This is a genomic window from Jeotgalibacillus malaysiensis (genome assembly GCF_044789845.1).
Taxonomy (GTDB): domain Bacteria; phylum Bacillota; class Bacilli; order Bacillales; family Jeotgalibacillaceae; genus Jeotgalibacillus; species Jeotgalibacillus malaysiensis_A.
In genome coordinates this window covers 3,182,251-3,197,127 of record NZ_CP085252.1, presented here as the reverse complement: position 1 = coordinate 3,197,127, position 14,877 = coordinate 3,182,251, and the positions used below count along the sequence as shown (strand labels likewise).

Genomic DNA, 14,877 nt, shown 5'->3' with positions numbered 1-14,877 from the left:
GGAGGAATTGAAGATGACATTTAAAGCAGTGATGGTTGATTTAAAAGATGATCAGGTAGAGGCAAAAGTAACGGATGTATCGGAGGAGCAGCTGCCGAAAGGAGAAGTCCTGATTAAGGTTGCCTACTCTAGCGTAAATTTTAAAGACGGGCTGGCAGGATTGAAGGATGGACAGATTGTTCAGTCATACCCATTTATACCGGGGATTGACCTTTCTGGAACAGTGGAGTCTTCAGAAGACAGCCGTTTTCAAAAAGGGGATCGGGTTATTGCAACGAGCTACGGTATTGGTGTAACTCATTTTGGCGGATATAGTGAGTACGCGCGTATACCGGCAGACTGGGTCGTGCCGCTGCCTGAAGAACTTTCTCTGCGTGAATCAATGATTTTTGGTACGGCAGGGTTTACTGCAGCATTATCTGTATATAGGCTGGAAAAAGAGGATGTAACGCCTGACTCCGGTGATGTGCTTGTAACAGGTGCAACAGGCGGTGTCGGCAGTATGGCAGTTGCGATGCTTGCAGCAAAAGGATATCAGGTAACCGGAAGTACCGGAAAATCTTCAGAGCATGAATACCTGAAGTCCCTTGGTGCTGCTAAAGTGATTTCGCGTGATGAAGTGTATGATGGCGGGAAAATCAGACCGCTTAATAAAGGGATCTGGGCTGGCGCTGTTGATCCGGTTGGCGGAGACAGTCTGGCTTCTGTTTTAAGTAAAGTGAAGCAAAACGGAGCGGTTGCAGTGAGTGGACTGACAGGTGGAACGAAGGTGCCTGCTACTGTACATCCATTTATCTTACGTGGTGTGAGTCTTCTCGGAGTCGATTCTGCATACTGTGCAATGCCGCTGCGTGAAGAGATCTGGAAGCGTCTCGGCTCAGATTTAAAGCCTGCGCAGCTTGAAGAGATGGTAGACCGTGAAGTTGAGCTTCAGGATGTACCACAGGCGATGGCGGATATTATTGAAAATAAGATCAGAGGCCGCGTGCTGGTGAAGGTTGCAGGAGAATAGAGTATGGAAAAGCTGTCCGCATGTGGTTGCCGGACAGCTTTTTTGGTAGCTTGTACGGGTTTTGCGTTAAGTTGTAGCATTCCCCGCCCGGGATGTAGCGATACACCCGGTCACTTGTGCCAATCACGGCTGAAGTTGTTCCTATCCCACCCGATCCACGTCATATTCGTTCTTACCAGCCCTCTTCATGCTCTAAGTAATTAAAAAGTTACCCACATGTGGATAAAAAACATTCTGCTCATACGAAATGACCCTGCTTTTTACACAGCTGTGGGTAAAGGGTGTGGATAGCGAACGTGATTCAGCCATTTTAAAAACAATTTTTCAAAAGTTGAGCATATACCTGAGTAAAAACATTGGTTTTCCACAAACAAATCCACATTTCCTCATCGCCTTGTAAAAAAATCATGGTACACTAATAGCACTGAAATTGTACGAAGGTGGTGATGGCATGGAGATCGAGGATATGGAACAATATCTTGAGGAGCAGTATGACATAATGGATGTGTGCCTGCTTGCGGGAAAAATTATGCTTGAGAGCGGTGCTGAGACTTATCGTGTAGAGGATACGATGATGCGCATTGCGAAAAATTATGGCATTAAGGAGTCCCACAGTTATGTCACCCCGACAGGCATTATGTTTTCTATTGAGACAGAAGAGCCAACGAAGACGAAGTTGATCCGGATTTCTGACCGTACCACAGATTTAAATAAAGTGGTGCTTGTGAATAGTACGTCACGCCGAATTGCTAATGGGGAGCTTGACGTTCCACAGGCTTACCGGATTTTAAAAAGAATTTATAAAGATGATGAGACTTATTCGCTCGCGACCCGTATCGCAGCAGCTGCGATTTCAAGCGGATGTTTCCTGATGATGTTTCAGGGTTCATGGGCTGACTTTATTCCAGCGATGATCATTGGCGGGCTGGGCTTTGCGAGTGTGGTATATGTCCATGATCTCGTACTGATTAAGTTTTTCTCGGAATTTATGGCAGCGCTGGTAATAGGGCTGCTGGCTGCAGGTGCAGTCATAACGGGGCTTGGCCAGGAGCTTGATAAGATCATTATCGGTTCTGTTATGCCGCTTGTCCCTGGGCTGCTGATTACGAATGCAGTCAGAGATCTGATTGCAGGGCATTTCATATCCGGTTTATCTAAAGGGGCAGAGGCGTTTCTGACCGCATTTGCAATTGGTTCAGGAATCGCCGTTGTGGTGACATTATTATAGAAAGGGGGAGAACCTGTGGATATCTTAATTAATATTATTACGAGCTTTATTGCTGCTGCGGGATTCGGTATCATCTTCAATGCACCGAGAGAAGCTTTGTGGAAATGCGGACTTGTCGGGATGCTCGGGTGGATGGCTTATTTTGTACTCACATTTCAGGGGATCGGCGAGGTGCCGGCAACGGTTGCGGCAGCCTTTATGATTGCAGTGATCAGCCAGGTGTTCTCCCGCGTCTATAAAGCACCGATTATTATCTATATCGTATCAGGCATCATTCCGCTTGTGCCGGGTGGGACTGCCTATAATGCGATGCGCTCGTTTGTGACAAACGATTATAATATGGCACTTTCCTATGCTGCGAAAGCATTTATGGTGTCAGGGTCCATTGCGATGGGGATTGTCTTGTCTGAGGTGATCAGTCAGATTATGAAGCAGAGCAGGTTGAAGAGAATTGGTTAATGAGTAAAAGCCCGGTTAGCGCCGGGCTTTTGTGTATAAAAATTATTTCATTTTTAAGATCTGTTCAGTAAATGTGTTGAAATCATTTAAATGTTCTTCAATAATTGCTTGAAGAATTTCAAGTTCTAGATCCTGATATTCATGAACAGCAATATTTCTAAAGCCAACCATTGCTTTTAAGTTTTTGGAAGTTGTAGTATCAATCAATTTAGCTTGTTCTAATAATTCAAAGGCCTCACGGCTAGTTTTTGGTATCCCAAGTTTTTTCTCCTGAACAATATGCATAGCCAAATCAATTGAAACCTGACACGCACGTTGAATATTTAGAACAATACTGTCTTGCTTTGTGAATTCGGTAAGGTTTTCTGGTGAGTTATCATACACTTCCCTAACCCGTCGCAAGCATCTTTCAATGGATGTTACTTTATTTACAATTACGTCACTCTTCATAAATTCGCCCTCGCTGCTCTACATCGACTAATATATTCATCCGCATTTCATTCAAATCCACATACATAGACAAACTTCTCATTTTCTCCATAACATACAAATCCTCATTTTTACTGTATATGCATATACCATCATAGTAGATTTGTGCAGCAAAAACGGTATCTGTTTTTTTAAGGTTGATCAGGTCAACCTCAGCTGTGAGCAATTCTGAAAGCTGGCTTTTTAAAATAAGTTGTTCAAAAGGAGGAATAGATCTTTTTGAATAATAAGCAATATCATAATCACTGGCTTCACGCGCAGTACCTTTTGCATGTGAACCGAAAAGTAAAATGAACTCAGGGTCAAGTGTTTCAATCATTTGCTGTATAACAGGTTTTAAATGATCCATATGAACCCCTCCACATCGTTATTTTCTATAGTGTACCATATTTATTAGTAAGCATTTAACATTGGTCAATTCCACCATCCCTGTCACCCAATCCACCGTATGCCTCTCCTTGTAACCGGGCAGATTATACAGGATCGGAGGTGTGAAAACATGAATCATGGAAAATCAATGCTGATCAAAGCGCTGCTCTTATTTCCTGTGATTTGGATTGTACTGACCGGCTTTAACGAGGTGACATTTTTAGATTCAACGATTGTGGCAGTTATCTTATATGTTGTGGCTTACATCGGGGATATGCTGGTTGTCAGAAATGCGGGGAATACGATTGGCACGATTGGTGATCTGATTCTCGGTACACTCGTCATCTGGTTCACGCTTACGCTGCTTGGCTATAATAATATGCTTGGTGAATCGATCGCAGCCGGATTGATCCTTACTGCAGGAGAATTCTTCTACCACAAATGGCTGATTCACAATCTGTTTGAAGAAACGGCTGAACCTGCACCGAATGCATAATGAGTAATCCCCTCTCAGCAGGGGATTTTACATAGGAAAAGGAGTGATTTGCATGGAATTAGCATGGATATGGAAAGCGATTCTGATTGTGGTGGCAGGTGTTCTGCTGTTAAGAATTTCAGGTAGAAAATCTATTTCACAAATGACAATTGCTCAGACGGTGATTATGATTTCAATCGGCAGTTTACTAATCCAGCCTGTTTCAGGAAAAAACATCTGGACAACATTTGGTGTTGCGGCTTTGCTGATTGGCACTTTAGTGTTTATTGAGTATATGCAGCTTAAATGGGATAAAGCTGAAACGTTCTTTAGCGGAAAATCGAAAATCGTGATCGAAAATGGTCAGATTGTTGAGAAGAACTTAAAAAAAATAAGATTGCCAGTGGATAAACTTGAAATGTGGCTCAGGCAAAATGGCATTGATGATATGAACAAGGTTCAATGGGCGACCATTGAACCGAGCGGGCAACTGGGATTTGTATTAAAGCCTGAACATCAGCCTATGACCAAAGGGGAATATGAAGATTTATTGCAGAAGCTCGCCATGATCAGTCAGCAATTGCGAATTGAAGGGCGTGATGAGCAGCAACAGCAGGCTGATGCACCACTTTTTTCAGAAATCATTTCCGGAAATGATAGCAAACCTGAGCATTTAAATTGAGATCAAATCACTGTCTATTTCCCGGGAAATTTGTCGTTTCACATTAAATTTGATAACTCTGAGAATGTATCTGTGAACCCTGCGTTCTAACTGACTTTTCCTGATACATCCGCGCATCTGCTTTTGATAATAGTTCATCAATCGTCTGACCATCAGAAGGATATGCAGCGTGCCCGATAGATATTTTCAGATTAATGACGCCAATATCAATACTTTGATCACATTCAACCGCCTGCCTGAGTTCCTGTTTCTTTTTAAAAATAGCCTGTTGATCCGTTGGCTGTCTGACAATCACAACAAATTCATCTCCGCCAAGACGGACAGCTGTATAGCGCTGCCAAGTGAAATCCCGCAGTGCATCTGCAAGCTTGATCAGGACATCGTCACCTGTCTTATGGCCAAATGTGTCATTAATTTGCTTGAAACCATTCAAGTCCAGAGAAAACAACACAAATGGCTCTTTCGTTTCTTCCTGAAAAAGCTGTTCCATATAGTCATTCAGGTATTTTCTATTCGGTAGTCCCGTCAGATAGTCGTGTGTGGCGAGTTTCATGATGCGGTTATGGTTTCTGAAGTTAACAGCAATGCTCAGTCCGTAAGTCCAGCCGACTGTCCAGATAATCACGATTAAAAATAAGAAGCTTGTGTAAGGATGCGCTGCGAAATTCGCTTCAAACGCGCCGTTCAAAGCCAGCACCCATCTTCCTGCAAAAGCCATCGCCATCAGAATAAACGCGGCAGCGGACATGATATAAATATTTCTTTCAGTACCGGCAGAGTTTTTTAAGAGGAAATAGGCTGATAATAGAAAGATAACAGTAACGACTGAATCGAATATGAGAAACCGTTCGTTTGGCGCATCGCGAAACAGTATAACTAAGAAGATGACAATACTGATCACGTATACATAGATGGTCGCTCTAAGACGCTCTTTCTGGTATCCTTTAAAACGCATAATGCCTTCAAGAATGAAAATAGGTGTAATCAATGTTGAGATATTATTTAATACGGCAGCATACGAACCGATATATGGCACAAAAAGAAGAGGTAAAAAGCCCAGTCCGCCGATGATCGCAGCCCACGCCCACATATTTAATCCTCTTTCTTTCACATTCATTTTCCACGTAATTGTCATTACAATAGCGGAAATCACAGCGAGAATAAATACGATAACACCAAGCGTGATTGGATCCAGCATCATTAGGCCCACCTCCTGTCGAAATGATTAATATCATTATATAGGATAATAGGTCTAAATATCTAATTTGAATAGTAAATTTTATTTATTATTCACCAAAAGCTTTTTTATCAGCAATTAAAATGACATCTTGATGATGACTTAAAGCTGAAGCAGGGAAGTCCGGGTCGGGCTTTCCTTCAAGCAGTCTTTTGACAGCAGCTGCTTTCCGCTCACCTGAAGCCAACAGTACAATCTTTTTACTGCGTAAAATAGACTTGACGCCCATTGTAATCGCATGTGACGGAACTTCATCAGGTGACTGAAAGTAGCGGGCATTTGCCTCGCGCGTTGAATCAGCCAGTCTGATCACATGTGTATGACCATCAAAATCACTTCCAGGCTCGTTAAAACCGATATGCCCGTTCTCACCAATCCCGAGAATCTGCAGATCAGGTGGACCAAATTTCTTCAGCAGCTTTTCATAATGTCTGCATTCCTTTTGAAGGTTGCCAGCCATTCCGTCTGGTATAAAAGTCTGGTCGCGCGGAATATCCACATGTGAAAATAAATGTTCCTGCATGTAGCGGTGATAGCTTTTTGAATGAGCAGGATCGAGCCCGATATATTCATCAAGGTTAAAAGTACGCACGTTTTTAAAAGAAAGAAGTCCTGCACGGTACTGCCTGACAAGCAGCTGGTACATGCCAACTGGTGTACCGCCGGTTGCAAGTCCAAGCACCGGCTGATCATTTTCTCTGATGCAGTCTCCGACAAGCCCTGCGGCGTACTTACTCATTTCAATATAGTTTTTCACAATGATGATATCCATGGCAGATCCTCCTTTTGAAATACAATTTCACCGCGGCAGATCGTCAGGACCACATTGTAGTGCTCGTCTAACACAACGAAGTCTGCATCCTTACCGGGCTCAATACTGCCTTTACGATCCCATACCCCAAGCTGGCGCGCTGCATTCCCGGAAGTGATTGTTGCGAGTTCGTCGATCGTGATATCAGTAAGTGACATGATATTTTTCACAGCCTGTTCCATTGTCAGCACGCTTCCTGCCAGTGTCCCGTCAGAGAGCCTTGCTTCAGCTCCATTTACAGTCACCTGCTGACCGCCAAGATCATACTCACCATCTGATAATCCTTTTGCACGCATTGCATCTGTAATCAAAATCAGATCGTCAGCTCCTTTGGCACGCAAGGCAAGCCTTACAGCTTCGGGGTGACTATGGACAAAATCTGCAATCACTTCAGCCTTTACTCCTTTTTCTAAAAGTGCTCCGCCTGCCACACCCGGATCCCGGTGATGAAAAGGACTCATCTGATTATATAAATGGGTGACCTGGCTGGCGCCGTTCTCGACCGCCTGCTTAAATTCCTCGTAAGTTGCATTTGAATGTCCGATTGAAACCGTTACACCACTTTCAGAAACCTCTTTAGTAAATGCCGTTCCGTTTTTACGCTCAGGCGCAGCGGTCACGACCCTGATTGTGTCCCCGGCTGCCTCTTGAAACTCATTGAATAAAGTCATGTCAGGCTCAAGCATCAGCTCTGGATCCTGCGCACCAGCCTTTTCAGGTGAAAGAAACGGTCCTTCCAGGTGAACGCCAAGCACTTCGGCCAATTGAGCCGGCGTCTTCATATAATCAGCGGTGTTACGTAAAGCTTTCATGATAGCTTCTTCAGTCTGCGTCATTGTCGTCGCCAGAAAGGATGTCACGCCTTCTTTGACCAGCGTCCGGGCCATAGACTCAAGTGCTTCAGGCGTCGCATCCATCACATCCGCACCGCCGGCCCCGTGGATATGCGGGTCGATGAAGCCTGGTAGGAGGTGGTGGGTTGCGGGAATGGAGATATGCGGCGTACTGAAGTCGGCAGGCTGTTCATTGACTGCAGAGATTTGTCCATCGTTTACGATAATGGTTTTCAGTGATGTCTGGATAATTAGATCGCTTCTCATGGGGGGAGTCTCCTTTTAAATAGAACTTTTTTCTATTGTTGATTATCTTAAAGTTGTTGGTGACGGTTGTATTTTGGTGAGCGGTGGTAGGATACGCCCGGGTTGACGGTAGTGATAGCTAGCGCGACAGTAGTGACAACGCCATTGACGGTAGTATCAGGCCGATCGGTGGTTATGACACCTGATCTGACCGCTATTCACATTTATTAAGCACCCCGCTTTTCCACTCAAGTATATCAGACTGAAACAAAAAATCATTATTCTTAAAATATATTGACACAAAAAATCATAAACTTTATAATGAACAAAACTCTTACAAGGAGGACGGGATGGATTATATTATCGGAATGGATGGCGGCGGAACGAAAACGACGTATGCGATCAGCCGTGCAGATCAGAGGTTAATTCTCGGCGAAACGCTTCAAGGGCCTGGGACGAACCCGCAGATTGTCGGGTTTCAACAGATGGCAGAGCGGATTACTTTGAAGCTTGAAGAGTTACTTGACATTCACCAGATTGAAAAGCACCAGGTCAAAGTTATATGCGGCGGATTTGCCGGAGCCGGAAGAACTAATGATGCAGAAACAGCACGTCAGGCACTGGAAAAAAAGCTTTTGACAGTTGGGTTTCATGAAAATGTAAGCGCTTTAATAAGATCAGATCTCCAAATTGCACTAAAGGGAGCAATTCCGCCTGAGCGCAAGCAGGGCATGCTGATCATTTCAGGAACGGGATCAAATGCTGCAGGCTTACTGAGAGACGGCTCGATGATTAAGTCAGGCGGGTGGGGACATCTGCTTGGTGATGAAGGAAGCGGTTATGCAATTGCCGCATCCGGTTTGAAAGCAGTCGTCAGGGCGTATGACAAGAGAGGACCTGAAACCATACTAAGTGAACTCATGCTTCATACACTTGGGCTCGAAAAAGAAACACAGCTCGTTACATATATGTATCAGGAACAACGGGATAAAAGTGACATTGCGTCACTTGCAAGGCTCGTATCAGAAGCAGCGGAAAAAGGGGATGAAGTGGCAGGCGCGATTATCAATGAAGCTGCACGTGACCTGGCAGATCATGTGAAGAGTCTGCAGCTGCAGGCTGATGAATATGATGCGCAGACAATTGTTACAACGACCGGCTCAGTTTTCAAACATATGACGCAACTCAGAACTGCATTTATCAGAGAACTGGATCAGAGGCAGCTTGGAATATGGACACAAGCGCATGGAACGCCTGTTGAAGGGGCGCTCATGGAAGCGGCAGAGTCGGCTAGTCTAGAGAAAAGAAGGTGATTGAGCATGTCGGATTTATCTTCACTTGTAACGGAGCAGCGCAATGAACACTCAATGAATCTCGATCAGCTGTCAGTGGAAGATTGCTTAAAGGTTATTAACAGTGAGGATCAGAAGGTGGCGGAAGCAGTCAGGGAAGCACTTCCCGCGATTACAGAAGCAACAGTCAGAATTTCACAAAAGCTAAAAGAAGGCGGCAGGCTGTTTTATGTTGGGGCAGGCACAAGCGGCAGACTTGGTTATTTAGACGCTTCAGAATGTCCGCCTACATTTAAGACGCCGCCTGAAATGGTCCAGGCGATTATGGCGGGTGGTATGGCTGCTTTTGGCAAGGCGAAAGAGAATGCAGAAGACAGTGAAAGTCAGGGAGCGGCTGATTTAAAAAATGAAGCGCTCACTGCAAAGGATACGGTCATTGGCATTGCAGCAAGCGGCAGAACGCCTTATGTGGCAGGCGCACTGAAATATGCAGGCAAAATTGGTGCATACACCGTTGCATTATCGAGTAACCGAAAGGCTGAAATCAGCGCGTATGCTGAAACGGCAATTGAAGTGGTGACGGGTCCTGAAGTACTGACGGGGTCGACCAGAATGAAGGCTGCGACCGGTCATAAAATGGTGTTGAACATGATTAGCACAGCAGCCATGGCTCAACTCGGGAAGGTACAGGAAAACCTGATGATTGATGTGCATGCAAGCAACTATAAGCTGATGGAGCGTGCAAAACGCATCATTATGGATCTGACAGGAACTACTTATGAGCAAGCTGCTGAGACACTTGAGCAGGCGCATCTGAAAGTTAAGCATTCAATCGTCATGATTGAAGCGGGCATCAGCTATGAAAAAGCAGATCATTACATCACGCTTGCTTCGGGGTATGCAAGAGAGGCAGTGCGTCTGGCAAAGCAGGACAAAGCGGGTTGATTCATTCTGGATATTCCGGAGTGTGACAATATCATTTACAAAACAAAGGGGGACAATATCTTGAAAAAGGATTGGAGAAGTACCGGTTTAATCTTAGGGGGAGTCGTACTTTCAGCTGGATTCCTGGGGGCGTGTTCATCAGATGAAGAAGGCGGCAGCCAGGGTGAAGGTGGCGGCGGAGAAGGAATGTCAGGGGAGCTTGAGATTCAATATTTCGTCGGCGGCTATGGTGATTCCTGGTGGAAGGAAGTCATTGGAGATTTTCAGGAGGAATATCCTGATCTGACTATTGTCGAACATGCGGGACCAAATATCAACGAAGAAATGAGATCGCGCTGGGTATCGGATGATCCACCTGATGTGGTGTACATCGATGGAGCGGGCTCAAGTGAAACGCAGATGATTGAAGATGGTCAGCTGGCAAACCTCACTGAACTGGTGGAAGGTATGGAGCTTGAAGATGGTTCACCAATGATAGATAACTTTATTGTTGACCCGGATCAGCATGACGGTGAGATTTACAGTCTGCCGCTTGTATTTGATACATGGGGTACCTGGTATGACAAAGCCTGGTTCGAATCAGAAGGCTTTGAAGTACCGACAGACTTTGACAGCTTCATGGATTCAATGGCTACAATTCAGGAAGAAGCAGGCATTGATCCGTTCGTAACAAGTGGTCAGCACCCTTACTACTTCCTGCGCGGCGTACTGTATCCTGCATTTGCTGCAGCAGGCGGTGAAGAGCTTCTTGCTTCACTAATTAAAGGTGAAGAAGGTGCATGGACGTCTGATACAACGCTTGAAGTGATGAAAAAAGTTGAGCAGATGGTTGAAGCAGGATACTTCGATTCAGGCCTTGGTGCATTGAACCATACACAGTCACAGATGAACTTCCTGTTACATGACAATGCATTTGTACCGGTTGGTTTCTGGCTGCCAAATGAAATGGCTAATGATACGCCGGAAGACTTTGAATACGGCTTTATTCCTTCACCAATGCAGGATGCAGGTGAAAACTTCGCGATCGTTCCGGACCTTCGTCCACTGGCAATCGCTGAAAACGCAGAAAACAAAGAAGCAGCAGAAGCATTTGTTGAATTTGTCTTCTCTCGTGAATATGCAGAATCATTCTCAGAGCATACTGGCGCCATCATGAACGTTGCAGGCGTAGATCTGTCTGAAAACGAAAATGTGCCTCAGTATCTGAAGGATGCAAACGAAATGATCAATGATACTGAACAGGTAACCATCTACCAGAAGCCTCACCCGATGAGTGCAGATCTTGAGACACCTGTTGGAAACGAATTATTATCACTGATGCTTGGTGACAGTACTGCTGAGGAATTTGTTGAAGCGGCTGAACAGGCAGCAAGTCAGTACAGACAATAATGCTAAAACAACAGAGGCAGCGCACCTGCCTCTGTTGTATTTAAAAAAGTTACATCGTTAAAAACAGATAGAAAGAGTGATTTGAATGGTACAGTCGAAAAAACAAAAAAATCTGTTTCTGGCTTTCTGCCTCGTACCAACCTTTATTCTGTTCGCCATTTTCACCCTATATCCTTTGTTTAGTGGACTATACTATTCATTCTTCAGCTGGTCGGGTTCATCGTCCAATACAGAATTTATCGGTTTGGATAATTATAGACGTCTATTCAGCGACAGCATCATTCCAAGAACGATCTGGCATGACTACTTCCTTGTTATTACAAAAGTATTTGGCATCATGATTCTTGCGATCTTCTTTGCAGTTGCACTGACTCAGCTGGAAATTAAAGAAGCACCATTTTACCGAGTCGTTTTCTTTTTTCCGAATATCATGTCAGTGGTCGTCATCGGGATCCTGTGGACGTTTATCTATAATCCGAGTCTTGGTCTTGTGAATTCAGGGCTCGAATTCCTGGGGCTTGAGAGCTGGACGCGTCCATGGCTTGGTGATCAGGACTGGGCACTGCCAAGTCTTGTGCTGCCGTCAGTATGGGCGGGGATTGGACTCTTTATGCTCCTTTTGATCGGCGGTATTTCCAACGTCTCTAAAAGCTATTACGAAGCAGCAGAAATTGACGGGGCAAACCAGTGGCAGCAGTTCTGGAAGATTACCCTTCCGCTTGTATGGCCGCAGATTAAAATTTCAATTCTTTATATCGTGATCACAACGCTGAATGGGTCATTCATTATTGTACAGATCATGACAGGCGGCGGACCGAATAACTCAACGCACGTAATGGGATCTTATCTTTATCAGCAGGCATTTGTTCAGTATAACTTTGGTTATGGGGCAACGATTGGCGTGATGATTCTGATTCTGTCACTGCTGACAGTCTTGATCCTGCAGTTCTTTATGAAGAGAGAGAAAGTACAGTACTAGGAGGGGAACCGGAATGAAAAAGAAATGGCAGCCGACACTGATCAGAACAGGTATCCGGATTCCACTGATCCTGTGGACACTTGCGGTACTGTATCCGATTATCTGGATGTTTATCGGCTCTTTTAAATCAAATGCAGAAATTTATGCAAATCCATGGGGACTGCCTGAAACGTTTAACGTTCAGAACTTCGCAGATGCATGGAACAATTATAATATTGATACAAGCGTATTTAACAGTGCGATTGTGACGGTGCTTGGGATGGCACTCACACTCGTACTGGCACTCCCGACAGCGTACGCACTGGAGCGTCTGCGCTTTCGGGGAAGCAGCATTCTGTTTACAGTCTATGTCTCAGCGATGATGATTCCGATGGTCCTCGGCTGGATTCCATTATTCTTCTTATTAATGGATTTTGGATTACTCGACAGTATTATCGGACTATCAATCGTCTATGCGATTTCACAGCTTCCATTTTCAATCTTCGTCCTCACAAGCTTCATGGGGACGATTCCAAAAGAGCTTGAGGAATCAGCATCCATGGACGGGATGTCACCGTATGGGATCTTATTTAAAATCATCGCGCCACTTTCAACAACTGCGATCATTACCGTCTCGATTATGAATGCCATTCAGTTTTGGAATGAATACTTTATGGCGCTGATCTTTCTGAACTCACGCGAAAAGTACACGCTTGGACTGGCAATTGATTTTATCGGAAGTGAAGCCCAGTACACCAACGCATGGGGCACACTGTTCGCGAGTCTGACCATCGCCATTATCCCAGTCATCATCCTGTACGCCATCTTCCAGAAGCGTATCGCGAAAGGAATGACTGAAGGTGCGATTAAAGGATAAGGCGCAGGTATGATACATTGTTAATAGTTATATAAAAGTCCATTATCGTTTTTGCACAGCTGTGATTGAAGTGGAAGGGGGCGACTCCTGTGGCAGGAAGAGACAGGTGAGGCATTGGAGAAGCCTGCTGGCTCACCGCCCGGCCACGGAAAGTGTCCCCCTGGAGCGGAAATCACAGCCAACATTGCAGAGAAAATAAAAGACTAACCAATAGGAGGAAAGCTGTGAAGGACCCTCAGCGTAACCGATCGATCAAAGGCGGTCTCGTACTCATCAACGAGCTTTTACACAAACTGCCGCCATCAGAACGTAAAATTGCAGAATACATCTTAAAACACCCGCACGAAACCGTCTATTTCACTGCCAACCAGCTTGGAGAAGCAAGCAGAACAAGCAGCGCGGCAGTGATCAGGCTGTGTAAATCACTCGGGCTAAAAGGATACCAGGAGCTGAAAGTCAGAATTTCAGGAGATCTTCACAAGCCTGATGAAGCACAGTACCGCGATATTCAGCCGGGTGAGGACATTGAATCCATTATTAATAAAGTAACGAGCAACAGCATTCAGGCAATTAAGGAAACGACTGAAATGGTCAATGTGGAAGCGTTGAAAAAAGCAGTCGCAGCGATTCAGAAAGCGGACCGTATCCACTTTTACGGGGTAGGCGCTTCAGGCATTATTGCAAAAGATGCCCAGCAGAAATTTCTGCGTATGAATAAGCCGACTTCAGCATTTACTGATATTCATAATGCGGCGATGTATATAGCCAACGCCACAAATGATGATGTCGTCGTGGGAATCTCATTTTCAGGTGAAACGCATGAAACCGCAAAAATTATGGAACTTGCCAAAAAGCAGGGGGCTACAACAATCAGTCTGACACGCTACGGCCAGTCGAAGGTAACCTCACACGCTGACATCAACCTGTTTATCTCAGCATCCCGTGAGATTCCCGCCCCATTCAGAAGCGGCGCTACTTCATCAAGGCTGGCGCAGCTGCATATGATTGATATTTTATTTACATGTGTAGTCACTGATCAATACGATGAAGCAGCGAGTTATATTGAAGAAATAAAATCAGCAATGGATTTTCTAAAGAAATAGTCATCAAAAAACAGCAGTGAACGCACACTGCTGTTTTCTTTTGGATATTCAGTTTTAGCAGTGTCATGAGGAATGACGCGGAGCTAGTTCTGTGATTGTTTTTTAAATGTGTGGAAGTCTTTATCGAGCTCGATGTGCTTGTGAAGTAAGTAATCGAAATTCTGATGCTGCTCTTCATGTTTTTTATCCTGGATCTTTAACATAGAAAGGATTGCATGTTGGTTTTCATATTCTATACGGTGGAGCTGGGTGTCGACTTTATCAAATCTGGTATCAACTTCAACAAATCTTTCTTCTACCTGCTGCTTAAACTCGCGCAGGTCAATCTTAATCTCTTTCAACTCTCCCTGCATATCCTGCAAAATCGCTAGTATCTCTTTCTCCATTGTTTTCGCCTCCTCTATTGATGAATCTATTATATAACGCCTCAGATGAAAAAAATAGTTTTGGATGAAGCTTCCTTTTATAGGGG

General features: G+C 44.6%; 17 protein-coding genes. 11 read left to right on the top strand and 6 right to left on the bottom strand.

Annotated features, from left to right (window positions below):
* Positions 1 to 7: 7 nt before the first annotated feature.
* The 3 genes from LG330_RS16630 to LG330_RS16620 all read left to right on the top strand — a co-directional run bounded on the left by LG330_RS16630 (position 8) and on the right by LG330_RS16620 (position 2,699).
* Complete coding sequence (locus LG330_RS16630; RefSeq protein WP_404405821.1) at positions 8 to 1,012, top strand: oxidoreductase; 1,005 nt, start codon at positions 8 to 10, stop codon at positions 1,010 to 1,012.
* Positions 1,013 to 1,478: 466 nt separating this feature from the next.
* Entirely contained in the window at positions 1,479 to 2,240 is a 762-nt protein-coding gene (locus tag LG330_RS16625; protein WP_404409648.1) for a threonine/serine exporter family protein, read from the top strand.
* Positions 2,241 to 2,255: 15 nt separating this feature from the next.
* On the top strand, positions 2,256 to 2,699 hold the full coding sequence (locus tag LG330_RS16620; protein WP_404405819.1) for a threonine/serine exporter family protein: 444 nt from the start codon (positions 2,256 to 2,258) through the stop codon (positions 2,697 to 2,699).
* A 42-nt stretch (positions 2,700 to 2,741) separates the two neighbouring features.
* On the opposite strand, the gene hepT is transcribed toward LG330_RS16620, so the two are convergent.
* The gene (gene hepT, locus LG330_RS16615) at positions 2,742 to 3,149 is read right to left on the bottom strand and encodes a type VII toxin-antitoxin system HepT family RNase toxin (RefSeq protein WP_404405817.1); all 408 of its coding nucleotides are present in this window, start codon (positions 3,147 to 3,149) and stop codon (positions 2,742 to 2,744) included.
* On the bottom strand, positions 3,139 to 3,537 hold the full coding sequence (gene mntA, locus LG330_RS16610; protein WP_404405815.1) for a type VII toxin-antitoxin system MntA family adenylyltransferase antitoxin: 399 nt from the start codon (positions 3,535 to 3,537) through the stop codon (positions 3,139 to 3,141). Before mntA ends, hepT begins: the two co-directional genes overlap by 11 nt.
* A gap of 150 nt (positions 3,538 to 3,687) precedes the next feature.
* On the opposite strand from mntA, the gene LG330_RS16605 reads away from it, so the two are divergent.
* Both LG330_RS16605 and LG330_RS16600 read left to right on the top strand, forming a co-directional pair.
* Positions 3,688 to 4,053 (top strand): DUF2512 family protein, encoded by a 366-nt coding sequence (locus LG330_RS16605; protein WP_404405813.1) that lies wholly within the window; start codon positions 3,688 to 3,690, stop codon positions 4,051 to 4,053.
* Positions 4,054 to 4,105: 52 nt separating this feature from the next.
* On the top strand, positions 4,106 to 4,714 hold the full coding sequence (locus LG330_RS16600; RefSeq protein ID WP_404405811.1) for a DUF421 domain-containing protein: 609 nt from the start codon (positions 4,106 to 4,108) through the stop codon (positions 4,712 to 4,714).
* Positions 4,715 to 4,757: 43 nt separating this feature from the next.
* Here the strand turns inward: LG330_RS16600 and LG330_RS16595 are convergent, their stop codons facing one another.
* The 3 genes from LG330_RS16595 to nagA all read right to left on the bottom strand — a co-directional run bounded on the left by LG330_RS16595 (position 4,758) and on the right by nagA (position 7,862).
* Positions 4,758 to 5,915, bottom strand: coding sequence for a GGDEF domain-containing protein (locus tag LG330_RS16595; RefSeq protein WP_404405809.1), 1,158 nt, complete (start codon positions 5,913 to 5,915; stop codon positions 4,758 to 4,760).
* Positions 5,916 to 6,000: 85 nt separating this feature from the next.
* On the bottom strand, positions 6,001 to 6,723 hold the full coding sequence (gene nagB / locus LG330_RS16590) for a glucosamine-6-phosphate deaminase (protein WP_404405807.1): 723 nt from the start codon (positions 6,721 to 6,723) through the stop codon (positions 6,001 to 6,003).
* Positions 6,705 to 7,862 carry an N-acetylglucosamine-6-phosphate deacetylase gene (gene nagA / locus LG330_RS16585; RefSeq protein WP_404405805.1) on the bottom strand — a complete coding sequence of 386 codons (1,158 nt, stop codon included), beginning with the start codon at positions 7,860 to 7,862 and terminating at the stop codon, positions 6,705 to 6,707. Before nagA ends, nagB begins: the two co-directional genes overlap by 19 nt.
* A 329-nt stretch (positions 7,863 to 8,191) precedes the next feature.
* Here nagA and LG330_RS16580 point away from each other — a divergent pair, with 329 nt between their 5' ends.
* The 6 genes from LG330_RS16580 (at position 8,192) to LG330_RS16555 (ending at position 14,405) form a co-directional block, all read left to right on the top strand.
* Positions 8,192 to 9,154, top strand: coding sequence for an N-acetylglucosamine kinase (locus LG330_RS16580; RefSeq protein WP_404405803.1), 963 nt, complete (start codon positions 8,192 to 8,194; stop codon positions 9,152 to 9,154).
* 6 nt (positions 9,155 to 9,160) lie between these two features.
* Positions 9,161 to 10,078, top strand: coding sequence for an N-acetylmuramic acid 6-phosphate etherase (murQ, locus tag LG330_RS16575; protein WP_404405801.1), 918 nt, complete (start codon positions 9,161 to 9,163; stop codon positions 10,076 to 10,078).
* 60 nt (positions 10,079 to 10,138) lie between these two features.
* Entirely contained in the window at positions 10,139 to 11,467 is a 1,329-nt protein-coding gene (locus LG330_RS16570) for an ABC transporter substrate-binding protein (RefSeq protein ID WP_404405799.1), read from the top strand.
* Positions 11,468 to 11,552: 85 nt separating this feature from the next.
* The gene (locus LG330_RS16565; protein WP_404405797.1) at positions 11,553 to 12,446 is read left to right on the top strand and encodes a carbohydrate ABC transporter permease; all 894 of its coding nucleotides are present in this window, start codon (positions 11,553 to 11,555) and stop codon (positions 12,444 to 12,446) included.
* 13 nt (positions 12,447 to 12,459) lie between these two features.
* On the top strand, positions 12,460 to 13,302 hold the full coding sequence (locus tag LG330_RS16560; protein ID WP_404405795.1) for a carbohydrate ABC transporter permease: 843 nt from the start codon (positions 12,460 to 12,462) through the stop codon (positions 13,300 to 13,302).
* Between the two features lie 224 nt (positions 13,303 to 13,526).
* A complete protein-coding gene (locus LG330_RS16555) occupies positions 13,527 to 14,405 on the top strand; it encodes a MurR/RpiR family transcriptional regulator (protein ID WP_404405793.1) in 879 nt (292 codons plus the stop codon).
* A gap of 83 nt (positions 14,406 to 14,488) precedes the next feature.
* Here LG330_RS16555 and LG330_RS16550 read toward each other — a convergent pair whose 3' ends face one another.
* Entirely contained in the window at positions 14,489 to 14,791 is a 303-nt protein-coding gene (locus tag LG330_RS16550; RefSeq protein ID WP_404405791.1) for a hypothetical protein, read from the bottom strand.
* Positions 14,792 to 14,877: the final 86 nt, after the last annotated feature.